This is a genomic window from Peribacillus frigoritolerans, from assembly GCF_040250305.1.
Classification (GTDB): Bacteria; Bacillota; Bacilli; order Bacillales; family DSM-1321; genus Peribacillus.
Map to the genome: position 1 here is coordinate 1,453,547 of NZ_CP158190.1, position 13,616 is coordinate 1,467,162.

The window sequence follows — 13,616 nt, forward strand, 5'->3', positions numbered from 1 at the left end:
GTGTATCCTGAACGAACCCTTAAAATGGAACTCCTTTTACTGTAGACTTGTGGAGCAGTTACAAAACCCATTAACAACTTAACAATTTAAATGTTTTTCTAAGAAAGGACCATCTGTCCCCTCATACAGCAGGAGTTGTATGGGGGCTTGTATTTTATCGAGAATTTTCTGTTTAGATGACTTTACAGGAATAAAATAAGGAGGACGCAATGAACAATTATAAATTGACCATTCAATATGATGGCGGGCGCTATAAAGGCTGGCAGCGACTAGGTAATAGTGATGATACGATTCAAGGTAAAATAGAAAATGTATTAACGGAAATGGCAGGGGAAAAAATTGAAATCATCGGTTGCAGCAGAACGGATGCCGGTGTACATGCCCTTGCTCAAATCGCCAATTTTAAGCTCGGTGAAAATCTGACTGAAGCTGAAATCATGAATTATTTGAATAGATATTTGCCCCGAGATATCAGCGTTGTCGAGGTTAGGCTAGTTCCTGATCGTTTTCATGCCCGTTATAATGCTAAGGATAAAACCTATTTGTATAAGATCTGGAACGAGCAATATACAAATCCTTTCATGCGAAAGTACAGTATGCATGTAGAGAAAAAGCTGGATATCACAAGAATGAAAAAAGCATGTCAATTTTTTATAGGTGAACATGATTTCACTGCTTTTTCAAATGCAAAGTCCAAGAAAAAATCCATGGTGCGTGAGATATATTCCATTGATATAGAAGAAAATGCCGGCTTCATCCAAATAACGGTGCGAGGCGATGGATTTCTTTATAATATGGTTAGGAAGATTGTCGGGACGTTGATAGAAGTAGGGTTAAATGAAATAGATGCTGAAAATATACCAAGTATTTTAGAGTCAAAAGAAAGAATCCAAACGGGCCGAATGGCGGAGGCAGCTGGGTTGTACTTGGTAAAGGTTGATTTTTAGACCGGATATGGATTCATCGGTTATTGTATGTAAAGTGTACAGTCAGTAGAAAAAGGGAAGTAATAGAAAAAAGAACGAAAGAAGGAGAGGTTTTTCATGAGATTAACAGGAAAGAAAATAATCAGTCTTGTGCACCATGATTTTGAAGATTTAGAGCTCTGGTATCCGATTTTACGTTTAAAAGAAGAAGGGGCGATTGTTCACCTTGCTGGAGAAAAGGCGAATGAAACATACATTGGAAAATATGGTGTACCAGCCATTTCCGATTATGAGTATGGCAGTATTAAAGCTGAAGAATATGATGCCATTCTTGTACCGGGCGGTTGGGCACCTGACAAAATTCGCCGGTTTCCTGAAGTGATATCACTCCTCCAAAACATGGAAGAAAGTAAAAAACCGATCGGGCAAATTTGTCACGCTGGTTGGGTGTTGATATCCGCGAAAATTTTACAGGGAAAGAATGTAACGAGTACACCGGGCATTAAAGATGATATGGAAAACGCGGGGGCAACTTGGATAGACAAGCCCGTCGTCGTAGATGGAAACCTTGTATCAAGCAGACGTCCGCCTGATCTACCGGATTATTTAAGGGAATTGATAAACGTGATTGAAAAGGGTTAAATCCATAGTACGGTGAAAAAGTGGTTTTTCCTTATGGAAAAACCACTTTTTCTATCCATACCCGAATTTATTTTTAATACTGATTATGATACATACTGAAATGCGAAAGATTATTCCCTTCATTGATCCTTAATCAAATCAATATACAAATTTCCTTTTGTTCCTACGACAGCATACGAGATATCAAAAACAGCAAGGTTTCTTTTTTTGAGTTCAGCCATTAACGATTCGTAATCGTAGGTGTGTTTGGATAAGTTTTCATATAAGATCTTTCCGTCATAGACCAGTTCAAGCGGTACAGATCCTGCTGAGGAGAGTAAAGGTAAATCCTGCTTGGCGGCATTTTGGTATTGTTCTTTTTTTAATACAGAGAGGGAGCCATTTGTCTCTAAAATGGCATATTCCACTTCTTCTATGTTGAAGATATCTTTTCCTCGCAAAGCCTGTTTAAGAGAATCCAGTGAATACCCCATTTGTTCCATTGACTCTTCGAGAATTTGTCCTTTTTGAATTAAGGTAGCAGGTTCTCCAGCGATCCATTTCCCAAAGCGCGGATTTCTAATCGTTAGACGATTCAGCATATATACGATGGTACCCATAATAATAATTGCAATGATAAAATACAGGAATTTAATTTTTATATTGAATGCTAGATTCCCTGCAATTGTCCCCATCGTAATTGAAGCGATATAAAGGTGATAGGTCCTCTGGGCAATCGTCTGTTTACCGAGGAGATGGACAAATACCCATAATAAAATAAAAGAGGTCAAGGTTCGAAAGATGATTTCAACAGATTCTGACATGACTATTTCTCCCTTGCAAAACTCCCGACAGTTCGTTTGTGATAGTTTGTTCTTACATCTTGCCGTTTATTCTGTAACTTAAAAAGGAAAAAGACATAAATTGATAGCCTTATTTTTAAACCAGGCATTCAATATAAGTGAAATCTCAGGAAGCAAGCAGTTCGCTACTTGCTTCTTTTTTTATTTTGTCTAAAAAAATCGATGGATATGTTTACTTGTATCGTTAAAGAAATTTCTTCGAATAATAGTATCAAAATACTTTTGCACGGGGGTATGTTTTGAGAAATATTCAGGAAATTTTCATTGACGATTTAAAAAGCATTTATAAAAATTTCTTTGTTTGTATTGTAGTTGTTTTTCTCATGTTCATCCCTTCCATTTATGCGTGGTTTAATATTGTCGCATCTTGGGACCCGTATGCAAATACGGAAGGAATCCTTGTCGGTGTTGCCAATAATGATAAAGGTGCGGAGTTAAATGGCGAAGCCGTGAACATAGGCAAGGAAGTAATGGAAGGGTTAAAGGAGAATAAGGATCTGGGCTGGAGATTCACATCCGAAAAAGAGGCGATAAAAAAGGTGGAAAAGGGTGATTATTATGCATCCATCATCATTCCGGAGAACTTTTCCGAACATATTGCGACGATCATGACCGATGACCCTAAGAAGGCGGAAATTGATTACTATGTTAATGAAAAGATCAATTCCATTGCTCCTAAAATAACGGCAGCGGGTGCCAACAGCATTGTGGACAATGTGAGCAAAACCTTTATCAAATCAGCCAGTGGTAGTATCCTTGCAATCTTTAATGAACTCGGAATCACCTTGCAAAAAGAGTTGCCGACGATTCAAAAAATGAAGAATATGGTGTATTTATTAGAGGGTGAACTGCCTGAGCTTGAGCAAAATATCAAAACCGTTCAAACACATGTCAAAAAGGCTGAAGATATCATTAAGAAGGTTAATGATGGCCTGGATTCAATAGAAGGAATAACATCGCAGAAGGACAAATTGGTATCGGACGTTTCTAGTTATGTAGATTCAACAAGGCAGGCATTCTCAGAAATCAATCCCCTTTTGAGAAATGATATTGCGAACATCAGGAGCGATAATGAATCCGTTATAGTACTGGCGAACCGGTTAACGGGTCAGGGTTTGCCTGGCAATGAGAATGATCAGCTAGTGGAACAAGGGATAACGAGGATAAATAAAGAGCTGTACCTTTTGGACAGTATGTATAATTTATTATCGAGGGTCAATCAATTTAATGAGAAAAACTTGCTTCAGCCAGAAATACAGCTGGTTGATGAACTAAGGGTTAATGCTTCGAACCAACTTCAAGCGCTTAATAACCGAGCCTTCGGCAATCTTATCGAACTTGCTGGGAACAATGAACAAGTCTTGGCAAGATTCCAGGAGAGCTATTCAAAGGAAACGGGGCCAAAATTCACTGAAATCTGGAATGAAACGGAATCAATATTGAATAAGGTCCAGCTTACGATGGAGGAGGGAGCCAAGGTTCTTCCTGAGGTGAGGGTGTTATTGAATGAGACCAATCGAACATTGGAAACACGTACAGGGGATATCGATAAGTTACAGAATAAGTTTCCGGAAATCGAAACGAAAATAAAGGCTCTAGCTTCTAAAATGAGGGAATTCGATAAGTCTTATAATATGGAAGAAGTGATCGATTTCCTAAGGAATGATATTGAACAAGAAAGTGAATTTTTTTCAGAACCAGTGCTGCTCAATAAACACAGTCTCTTTCCGATTCCGAACTATGGGTCCGCAATGTCTCCTTTCTTTACGGCACTTTCCCTTTGGGTCGGCGGTACAATATTGATTTCCATGCTTAGCGTGGGTGTTTCTCAAAAGGTCTACAGCCCGTATCAAATTTATATCGGGCGGTATCTTATATTTTTCATCATTGGGGTAATGCAGGCTCTTAGTGTTTCCATTGGGAATATCATTCTGATCGATGTGTATGTAGCGGATAAATTTGAGTACATCCTGTTTTCTGTTCTGATAAGTACAGTATTTACACTCATTGTCTACACCTTCGTTTCCGTTCTTGGAAATGTTGGAAAAGGGATAAGCGTCGTCTTGATGGTCCTTCAAATATCAAGTTCAGGAGGCACCTTCCCGATTCAGGTCACACCGCCCTTTTTTCAGCATATTAACCCGTTCTTGCCATTCACCTATGCTGTGGGTTTACTTCGTGAATCTGTTGGGGGAATAACTTGGAGCGTAGCTGGCAAGGATATTTTTATCCTGATTCTCTTTTTAATATTCACACTCATCTTAGGTATCATTTTGAAAAAGCCTCTGCATGCAAGGACACAAAAGATGAAGGATAAATTATATGGAAGCAGGATTTTTTAAGGTCATCGAAAGAGTGTAGGTGAAACAATGAATATTAAAATTAGCCTGAACCCTTACAAAGGGCTCAGGTTTTTATATTTGCTGATTGGGATTTGTTCATTTGTATTATTGTGTAAGTCTGGAATATTTATCAATACATTGACAATTGAATAGAAAGATACCGATAAATTAGAATTTTTGCATTTTTATAGTTGACAAAAACCATTGGATTAATCATTATTAAGAAATAATGTTTAGTGAATCGATGCGATATAAAAGTGGGGTGACTTTATGTATTTAACAATAGATGGCATTGAAAAAAGTTTTAAGAATGAAAAGAAAGAAAGCATAAAGGTGCTCGATGAGATAAACATAGAGGTCGAGAAAGGAAGCTTCGTTTCGATCGTCGGCCCTTCAGGATGTGGTAAATCCACACTCCTTTATCTGATTGCAGGCCTTGATAAGGCAGATACAGGTGAAATACGTGTAGCTGGGAAAAAAGTGGTGAAGCCAGGTCCGGAACGGGTTGTAGTGTTTCAGGAGGCAGGGTTATTTCCTTGGCTGACGGTACTTGAAAATGTTACATACGGATTGAAGTTAAAGAAAATGCCCAATGAAGAGGCAAAAGCCAAGGCATTGGACATTTTAAAGATGGTTCACCTCAGCCGATATGTTGACTCCTATCCACATCAACTCTCAGGAGGAATGAAACAGAGGGTAGCCATCGCAAGAGCGTTGGTGATGGAACCGGATATCCTGTTGATGGATGAGCCATTCTCCGCGCTTGATGAGCAAACGAGGATGGTTTTGCATAAAGAGCTGCTCGAAATCTGGAGAAAAACTAAAGTGACGATCTTTTTCGTTACCCATAATATTCGTGAGGCTGTTCAGCTTTCCGAAAAAATTATCGTCTTTGCTACCCGTCCCGGGAAAATCAAAGAGACGATTTCCGTCCCTTCCATGAAAGATGGAGTTATGCCGGATAGTGTAACTTTGCATACAGAACAAAGGGTTCTATCGATTTTGCAGGAGGAAATTGAAAAAGTGCTGAAGGAGGAAATGGGGAATGATTACAGCTTTAAGACGAATCATATTCATCGCGATGATAGCGGGGATATGGGAAGTCACATCTAGACTTTCCAGTCTTCCGGATTTCATGTTTCCAAGCCTGACTCAGGTTTTGGAAACCCTGTTTAAGGGACTGATGAGCGGACAAATAACCGAAGCCATCGGAAAAAGCCTTGGCCGTATCCTGATCGGCTTTATGATTGCCATTATAGTAGGTCTGATATTGGGATATTTCATTTGGCGCTTTAAATTGGTCGAAGACACTTTAGGATTCGTCGTGACGGCATTACAGTCCATCCCGAGTATCGTGTGGTTCCCTTTAGCGATCATTTGGTTTGGATTGAATGATTTTTCGATCCTCTTCATCGTCACCATCGGAGCAACTTGGACGATGACGGTTAATGCAACGAGTGGATTCCGGAATGTACCACAGTTGTATCAGCGGGTTGCCAAAACATATGGATCGACCGGGTTTCATTTTCTTCGCACCGTGATTTTACCAGCATCCGTCCCGCAAATAATATCCGGTCTCCGAATCGCATGGGCCTTTTCTTGGCGCGCATTGATGGCCGGTGAATTACTTGGCGGGGGAGGCGGTCTTGGACAATTGCTGGAAATGGGCAGATCACTGGGACAAATGGATTTGGTCATCTCCGTGATGATCATCATCGCAATCATCGGAACAATTGTGGATAATGTTGTCTTCTCCCGTCTTGAACGTAATGTTCAACTGAAATGGGGAGTGAAGTAACGGTAGTTTAATAAAATAATAGTTTAAAAGGAGAGAAAAATATGCTGAAAAAATCATTTTTTGCCCTTATTCTGTCTGTATTGTTAATCGGAATAGTAAGCGGATGCACTCAATCCAGCAGTAATGATGAAGAAGGAGAAGGGTCCGGGGGGAAATCCGTGAAAATTGGGTATTTTCCTAACTTAACCCACAGTGCAACGATCATTGCACTTGAAAAAGGCTTTTTCGAAGAAGAGTTCGGTAAAGATGTTAAGATTGAAACCAAAACAGTGGCCAATGGCGGATTATTCATGGAAGCAATGGCTACAAACGCAATTGATGTCGGAACGGTCGGTCCTGGTCCATTGCTTAACTTTTACGTAAAAAACCCTGAATACCACTTGATCTCCGGGGCTGTTAATGGAGGTGCCGTACTTGTGGCTAGCGAGGGCAGCAAGGTTACGGATTTAAAAGATTTGGGCGGTAAAAAGGTAGCGATTCCCGTCATTGGAAGCACACAGGATGTCATGCTTAGGAAGGCCCTTCAAGATGTTGACTTAAAACCGACTACAAATGGGGGCACAGTTGAGCTGTATGCGGCAGCACCTGCTGACACAACCGCCCTTTTTGTCCAAAAATCAGTCGATGCAGCAGCAACCCAGGAACCATGGGGTTATGTATTGGAAAACCAGGCAAAAGGAAAGTTACTGCTTGACTGGGATCAATTTGCATGGGGGAAAGATTCACCTAATACGGTAGTGGCTGCAAGCCAGAAGTTCTTGGATAAAAAGGGGCTCGCTGCTTCCTATTTGAAAGCGCATGAAAAAGCGGTGAAGTTTATACAAGACAACCCTGAAGAAAGCCAAGAACTGGTTATTAAGCATTTGAAGGAACTGACTGGAAAAGAATTAAGTAAAGAAGAAGTGGCTTCAGCATTTTCACGCCTTGAAGTGACAACCGAAGTTAATGAGCAAGTCATTCAGGAAATGGCCGACATAAGCAAAGAAGCTGGTTATATCCCTAGCAATGATATAAAAGGCATGATCGATTTATCAATTCTTCAAGAAGTGTCCAAATAAATTGAAACAAGCAAGCGCCTCAGCCATCCTGGCTTTGGCGCTTTTTTTGTAATCAGGTGAAGGTTGGATTTAATCCAGTAATGGTCGAATAAATTCCAGTACAGGTTGAATTAATCGAAATTAGGTCGGAATATTACGTTGTAGGTCGAATTAATTCCAGTAATGGTCGAATAAATTCCAGTATAGGTCGAATAAATCAAAATTAGATCAAATTATTACGTTGTGGGTTGAATTATTTTCCGGTGAAGGACGAATTCATATAAACATCGCAGGTCATGAACTCCCTGTTATGGACAGACTTGATCCAATGCTTGGATAACATGATCAACCTCTTCCCAGGAATGGATGGTAGCTCCTGAAGCCAGTGAATGTCCTCCTCCATTGAATTGACGTGCGACTGAAGCGATGGGAATATTCCGTGAACGTATCCTGACACGGATTTCAGAAGGATATTCAATGAAGAAAGCCCAGATTTTATTGCCCCTGACACTTGATAGCGTATTGACTAAATTCGAAGCTTCGAGTCGATCCACACCATACATATTTAAAAGTTCCTCCGTAATAATGAAGTAAGCTACACCTTTATCAGTTACCTTGAAGCTCATGAGAATGTCTTTTTGAAGTCTCGAAGCGTTTTTTTCCTTTACATTAAGACTGTTATGGATTCTTTCTGGCTGAATATTATAAGTTCTTAAGTGCGAAACCATCTTTAATGTCCTCGGAGTGGTATTTCCATTCATGAAATTCCCTGTATCACTAAGTATTCCTGCATAAAGTGATTTAGCCGATTCTTTATTCATGATAAAGCCCTCTGGAAATTCCAAGAATAAATCAACTAGCATTTCACTTGCAGAGCTATAGGAAGGGTCGACCCAAGAAAGATCACCGAATTGTTCATATTCAGGGTGGTGGTCAATTTTGATCAACATGTCCCCTTGATCATAGCGGGAATCACTGATCCGTGAAATGTTGGCCGTATCACAAACAATCACTAAGGCACCTTTGTATTTGTTATCGGAAATGACATCCATATCACCAATGAATAGAAGCTTATCCACTTCTTCGCCTACCGCAAAGACTTCTTTAGAAGGGTAGGAATGCTTCAATAGCTTTTTTAAACCGATTTGTGATCCCAATGCATCCGGATCCGGATTAACATGGCGATGAATGATGATTGTGTGGTATTTCCTGATCGCTTCGATTATTTCCGTTTTTTTATTGTCCATATCGCCATCTCCCTTTTAAGTTTTCCTTGTCTAGCGAGCGATAATTGATATTATGTATAATTCATATATTGACAGTTATGCATATTCAATCATCACATGGCTCACGAATAAAGGCAATTCCGATTTACTGGAAGTATTTTTATATTAACGGGAGGTATGCTTCAGAGTATTTCAGAGGAAGTAATAAAAACACCCAAACAAAATTATTGCAAAATTCAAAAAATGAAACTATACTTAATTTACCAAACCGATGACAACAAGTTACCTTGTTGCATGGCCGGCTTGTCATAAAACTGGAATCCATAAAAATTGACTTGGTTCACTTGATCTTCCTTTGCAGGAAGACAGTTCGTGGATAAGGGTCAGTGAAACATTCAATGTAATGACATTGTTGGTTTTACTGGCTCTTTTTTGTGTATCCCGACAGTTTGAAAGGGGTGATGATATGAATGGAGCTTTGGAAGGAGTCAGGATTATCGATGTATCCCGTGTTTTGGCGGGGCCGTTTTGTTCAATGATTCTCGGTGATTTGGGTGCCGATGTTATTAAAATTGAGCATCATGAATCAGGTGATGAAACGAGAGGGTGGGGTCCGCCATTCGCCCAAGGAGAAAGCGCTTACTATTTATGTGCCAATCGAAATAAGCAAAGCATGACCTTGAATTTAAAATCCGAGGAAGGAAAAGAGATTTTCCGGAAGTTGGTGGATTCAGGGGATATAGTGATTCAAAATTTCAAGACGGGCACATTGGAAAAACTGGGGTTGGGTTATGAGGATTTAAAGGAAACCAACCCCAAACTGATCATGGCCTCGATTACAGGATTTGGTTTAACCGGTCCTTATAAAGATTTGCCAGGCTATGATTATATCATTCAAGCGATGAGTGGTTTGATGAGCATCACCGGAGAGAAAGATGGGAGTCCCGTGAAGGTCGGAGTGGCCATAGCTGACATATTGACTGGCTTGTATACATGCATTGGCATTTTATCCGCTTTACATCATAGGGATAAATTGGGGGAAGGACAGGAAATTGATATTTCGTTAATGGATTGTCAGGTTTCTTCATTGGTGAATGTCGCCAGCAACTATTTATTCAGTGGCTTGACCCCTGAAAGAATGGGAAACCAGCATCCCAATATCGTTCCATACCAGACATTCCGGACAAGCGATGGAGAGCTTGTCGTGGCAGTAGGAAATAATGATCAGTTCAGGAGATTTTCAACCGTTATAGGCAGACCTGATTTAGCCCAGCAGGAACAGTTTAAGCATAATGAAAAACGTTTGCAAAACAAGGAAGTATTAATACCGATAATAGAGGATTTGTTGAAAGGAAAGACAAAGAAGGAATGGAAAGGGCTGTTTGATGATGCAGGGATACCCAATGGTCCGATCAATGATATAGCAGAGATGTTCGAGGATCCGCAAATCATCGCAAGAGGCATGTTGGTGAGCATGGAGCATCCCACAATAGAAGATCTTAGAGTGACGGGATCGCCCCTGAACCTTTCAAAAACTCCGGTTACGATGAGAAAGCATCCGCCATTGTATGGTGAGCATACCGGTTCCATTTTGGCTGAAATTGGATATAGTCCAGACCAAATAAGCAAATTCAAGGAAAATAAAATTATTTAGGAGGAATTTTAATGATGAATTTCGAATTAACAGAAGAGCAGCAAAGTGTGAAGAAAGTGGTAAGGAAATTTGTCGATAAGGAAATTATCCCATACATTCAAGAGTGGGATAGGCAAGGTCAATTCCAGCCGCACATTTTAAAAAGGTTAGCGGAATTGCAGTTGATGGGCGTTTGTATACCAGAAGAGTATGGCGGAGTCGGTATGGATTATAATACCCTGGCCATCGTATGTGAAGAGCTGGAGCGAGGCGATACGGCTTACCGTACTGCAGTTTCGGTACATACAGGGTTGAATAGCATGACCCTGCTGCAATGGGGGACGGAAGAACAAAAACAGAAATATTTAGTACCGCAGGCAAAAGGGATCAAGATAGGTGCTTTTGGTCTGACTGAACCGAATGCCGGGTCTGATGTTGCGGCAATGAAGTCAACGGCAAAACGTGTTGGGGACCATTATATCTTGAACGGGTCTAAAACATGGATTTCGCTCTGTGATTATGCAGATCATTTCCTTATCTTCGCCAAGACGGATCATGATGCCGGTTCAAGGGGTATCACTGCTTTTATTGTGGAACGGACTTTCGAGGGAGTGGAGTCGAAAGCCATTAAAGGGAAATTGGGAATTCGTGCCGGGAATACAGGCGAAATCTTTTTAACGGATGTAAAAGTTCCAGTGGAGAATAGGCTTGGTGAAGAAGGTGAGGGCTTTAAAATTTCCATGTCGGCATTGGACAGCGGCCGGTTTACAGTGGCCGCAGGTGCTGTAGGGTTAATAGAAGCAAGCCTGGAAGCAAGCTTGAAGTATTGCCATGAAAGAAGCACATTCGGAAAAGAGATTGGCAGGCATCAGCTCGTTCAACAGATGATTGCCAAGATGACCGCAAATTTAGAGATTTCCAGATTGCTCGTCTTTAAAGCGGGTACCTTAAAAAATCAAGGAAAAAGGAATACGAAGGAAACATCGCTTGCCAAGTGGATATCATGTAATGCTGCAAACGAAGCTGCCAATGATGCTGTTCAAATTCATGGTGCCTACGGCTACTCGGATGAATATCCAGTGGAACGTTTTCTGCGGAATTCAAAAGCTCCGGTCATTTACGAAGGAACCCGTGAGATTCATACTGTAATGCAGGGTGAATACGCACTTGGCTACAGACAAGATAAAGAGCTTCGTAAGCAATTGCCTGCATGGCCCTTCGAGCAGGTTTCCGTACATTAACTATAGATAGAGGAGATCAGATGATGAACACATACTTTATTGCAGGGCATGCAAAGCTTCCACAAGGGATGGCAGCGAGAAATATATATGATTCTATCACCATCACGGTGGAGCTTGACTTTAAATATGGAGTAATAGTCGAGGCTTCCTGTACACTTGCTACAGAACATGGAAGGGAATTCATTCGTCAGCTGCTGCGCGGTTATTGCCTGAAAGATGGAATCGAAGAATTGATTGACCGGGTGCAAATGCATTATCGTGGGAAGGCTGGTCAAGCCATTCAAGCAGGGCTGAAGGATGTGTATGCACAGTTCGAATTGGTCTCCGTTAAATAAGCGAAACTGGGAGGATCCTACCGTATGTATGAGGGTAGGATCCTTTTTAATATGTTCAGGCAGATGATGGAGCTGTTTTTATGAAAATAATAGTGCTGCCGGTAGGGCGAACGAAGTAGAAATTTAATAACTTCTCAAGAAGAACGTGTTAAAGAAGTAACTTTTCTCAGGAACTAATTGATACAATAGATCAGTATATTGTATGGGGTGAATCTGGGATTTTTTTCATGGACCCATCAGGAGATTTATCAACAAACTTAAGTGAAGAATGAAGAAGAAGGCATTGCTATAGCAGTCGGTCTTGGTGCCGCTGGTTATTAGGGACAAATATTTGTTATGGTGTTGAGCAAGAATCTATAAAAATTTCGTATCATCAAAGATTAGATAACTTCCGACAGGAGTAAAATATCATTCTAAGTAAGGATGGTTTCATGAAGCGTATTGATGTTGTTTTGCTATTTATGGTTGTATTTATCTCGGTATTACTGTTTATTCTTCTTCAGGGGAAGTTATCCAACAACTATATAGTTTTAATGATTTTTGGGTTTGGCTTAGTTGTTGGATTGGTTAGGCTTTCCCTGCTAAAAAAATACGCCTAGCCTAAGAGAAGAAGTCTTGCATAATTAGATTAACCAAGCTATTAACCAAAGTACCTGGGGACTTTTTAAATTACAAAGGAGAGATTTCATAAAAACACTGGGGATTTGCCTAGTATTTAAAAACCAAAAAATATAATTTCTCCTTATGCTCTTAATCAACTTCATTGCCTTTTTATCAAGAACGGTGAGATATTTTTGTTATGCTAAATGTTTATTTGACGTTCTCATTCTTTATTTACGTTACGAAGCTCTTCATGCTGTTTTTCAACCCGATATAACAGCATATCAACTGTTGGATGGATATAACCGATAAAAACACAAAAACTCGTCAAGTAGTGGCGAGTTTTGTGTTTTTATATAGGGATTGGCTTTACATTAAAGCTTAATAAACAGTAAAAATTAAAACGTAACCCTGAAATTAGAAGCAGCATTTCCGTTTATTGCGAAAGTTATTGCTGCAAAGCCACCTGCAGCGGTTGGAGGAACAACGGTTTCTGCTGGCGCGCCTTTGTCTGCTGCATATAGAACAACGGTTTCGGCTGGTGTGCCTTTGTGTGCTGCATGTCGATCTCCATTTCCAGCAGGAACCCCTTTGAGTGCCGGAAGTGGATCGTTTCCAGCAAGAGGCCCTTTGAGTGCCGCAGGTGGATCGTTTCCTGCTCGTGCGCCTTTGCGTGCTGCAAGTTGACCTGCTCGTGCCCCTTTGAGTACCACAAGTGGACCGGTTCCTATTCCTGCTCGTGCATCGCTTAGTGCTGCAAGCGGAGCATTTGTTGCTTGTACGTGAAGATCGGCCTTTTGAATGTGGGTCCTTAAACATGAAATCGCTTAATCCCAAGGAATTGGCTCTATCCACCGCATTCTGTATGTCACGAATGATGTCTGACATATATAATCCCCCTTTCTATACATTAAACTATGTTGCTTGTACGTGATGTGCTAAAGAAAACCCCTATCTTTTTAAAAATAGTGCTTTTTTTGGTGACATCCTTCGC

At 40.5% G+C, this 13,616-nt stretch carries 13 protein-coding genes and 1 pseudogene; 10 read left to right on the forward strand and 4 right to left on the reverse strand.

Going from position 1 to position 13,616, the window contains the following annotated elements; all coding sequences use genetic code 11:
- Positions 1–209 precede the first annotated feature (209 nt).
- Both truA and ABOA58_RS07225 read left to right on the forward strand, forming a co-directional pair.
- Entirely contained in the window at positions 210–947 is a 738-nt protein-coding gene (gene truA, locus ABOA58_RS07220; protein WP_350301787.1) for a tRNA pseudouridine(38-40) synthase TruA, read from the forward strand.
- 96 nt (positions 948–1,043) lie between these two features.
- Positions 1,044–1,568, forward strand: a complete 525-nt coding sequence (locus tag ABOA58_RS07225; RefSeq protein WP_350301788.1) for a type 1 glutamine amidotransferase domain-containing protein — start codon at positions 1,044–1,046, stop codon at positions 1,566–1,568.
- Between the two features lie 119 nt (positions 1,569–1,687).
- Here ABOA58_RS07225 and ABOA58_RS07230 read toward each other — a convergent pair whose 3' ends face one another.
- Positions 1,688–2,371, reverse strand: a complete 684-nt coding sequence (locus tag ABOA58_RS07230) for a DUF421 domain-containing protein (protein WP_350301789.1) — start codon at positions 2,369–2,371, stop codon at positions 1,688–1,690.
- Between the two features lie 278 nt (positions 2,372–2,649).
- On the opposite strand from ABOA58_RS07230, the gene ABOA58_RS07235 reads away from it, so the two are divergent.
- The 4 genes from ABOA58_RS07235 (at position 2,650) to ABOA58_RS07250 (ending at position 7,608) form a co-directional block, all read left to right on the forward strand.
- Positions 2,650–4,752, forward strand: a complete 2,103-nt coding sequence (locus ABOA58_RS07235; protein ID WP_350301790.1) for a YhgE/Pip domain-containing protein — start codon at positions 2,650–2,652, stop codon at positions 4,750–4,752.
- Positions 4,753–5,022: 270 nt separating this feature from the next.
- The gene (locus ABOA58_RS07240; RefSeq protein ID WP_350301791.1) at positions 5,023–5,865 is read left to right on the forward strand and encodes an ABC transporter ATP-binding protein; all 843 of its coding nucleotides are present in this window, start codon (positions 5,023–5,025) and stop codon (positions 5,863–5,865) included.
- On the forward strand, positions 5,798–6,550 hold the full coding sequence (locus tag ABOA58_RS07245; protein WP_034314377.1) for an ABC transporter permease: 753 nt from the start codon (positions 5,798–5,800) through the stop codon (positions 6,548–6,550). The genes ABOA58_RS07240 and ABOA58_RS07245 overlap by 68 nt, the downstream gene beginning before the upstream one ends.
- Before the next feature lie 41 nt (positions 6,551–6,591).
- Entirely contained in the window at positions 6,592–7,608 is a 1,017-nt protein-coding gene (locus tag ABOA58_RS07250; RefSeq protein WP_350301792.1) for an aliphatic sulfonate ABC transporter substrate-binding protein, read from the forward strand.
- A gap of 287 nt (positions 7,609–7,895) precedes the next feature.
- Here ABOA58_RS07250 and ABOA58_RS07255 read toward each other — a convergent pair whose 3' ends face one another.
- Positions 7,896–8,834: a DHH family phosphoesterase gene (locus ABOA58_RS07255; RefSeq protein ID WP_350301793.1), complete on the reverse strand. Its 939-nt coding sequence runs from the start codon at positions 8,832–8,834 to the stop codon at positions 7,896–7,898.
- Positions 8,835–9,279: 445 nt separating this feature from the next.
- Between ABOA58_RS07255 and ABOA58_RS07260 the strand changes: the two genes are divergently transcribed.
- The 4 genes from ABOA58_RS07260 to ABOA58_RS07275 all read left to right on the forward strand — a co-directional run bounded on the left by ABOA58_RS07260 (position 9,280) and on the right by ABOA58_RS07275 (position 12,621).
- Entirely contained in the window at positions 9,280–10,467 is a 1,188-nt protein-coding gene (locus ABOA58_RS07260; RefSeq protein ID WP_350301794.1) for a CaiB/BaiF CoA transferase family protein, read from the forward strand.
- A gap of 14 nt (positions 10,468–10,481) precedes the next feature.
- Positions 10,482–11,687 carry an acyl-CoA dehydrogenase family protein gene (locus ABOA58_RS07265; protein ID WP_054400504.1) on the forward strand — a complete coding sequence of 402 codons (1,206 nt, stop codon included), beginning with the start codon at positions 10,482–10,484 and terminating at the stop codon, positions 11,685–11,687.
- A 23-nt stretch (positions 11,688–11,710) separates the two neighbouring features.
- Positions 11,711–12,022, forward strand: coding sequence for a DUF3870 domain-containing protein (locus ABOA58_RS07270; RefSeq protein ID WP_048682993.1), 312 nt, complete (start codon positions 11,711–11,713; stop codon positions 12,020–12,022).
- Positions 12,023–12,453: 431 nt separating this feature from the next.
- On the forward strand, positions 12,454–12,621 hold the full coding sequence (locus ABOA58_RS07275) for a hypothetical protein (protein WP_350301795.1): 168 nt from the start codon (positions 12,454–12,456) through the stop codon (positions 12,619–12,621).
- A 399-nt stretch (positions 12,622–13,020) separates the two neighbouring features.
- On the opposite strand, the gene ABOA58_RS07280 is transcribed toward ABOA58_RS07275, so the two are convergent.
- Together ABOA58_RS07280 and ABOA58_RS27750 are read right to left on the reverse strand one after the other, a co-directional pair.
- Positions 13,021–13,335: a hypothetical protein gene (locus ABOA58_RS07280; RefSeq protein ID WP_350301796.1), complete on the reverse strand. Its 315-nt coding sequence runs from the start codon at positions 13,333–13,335 to the stop codon at positions 13,021–13,023.
- A 97-nt stretch (positions 13,336–13,432) separates the two neighbouring features.
- Positions 13,433–13,510: pseudogene (locus ABOA58_RS27750) on the reverse strand (CotG/ExsB N-terminal domain-containing protein); the annotation flags it as partial.
- Between the last annotated feature and the right edge of the window lie 106 nt (positions 13,511–13,616).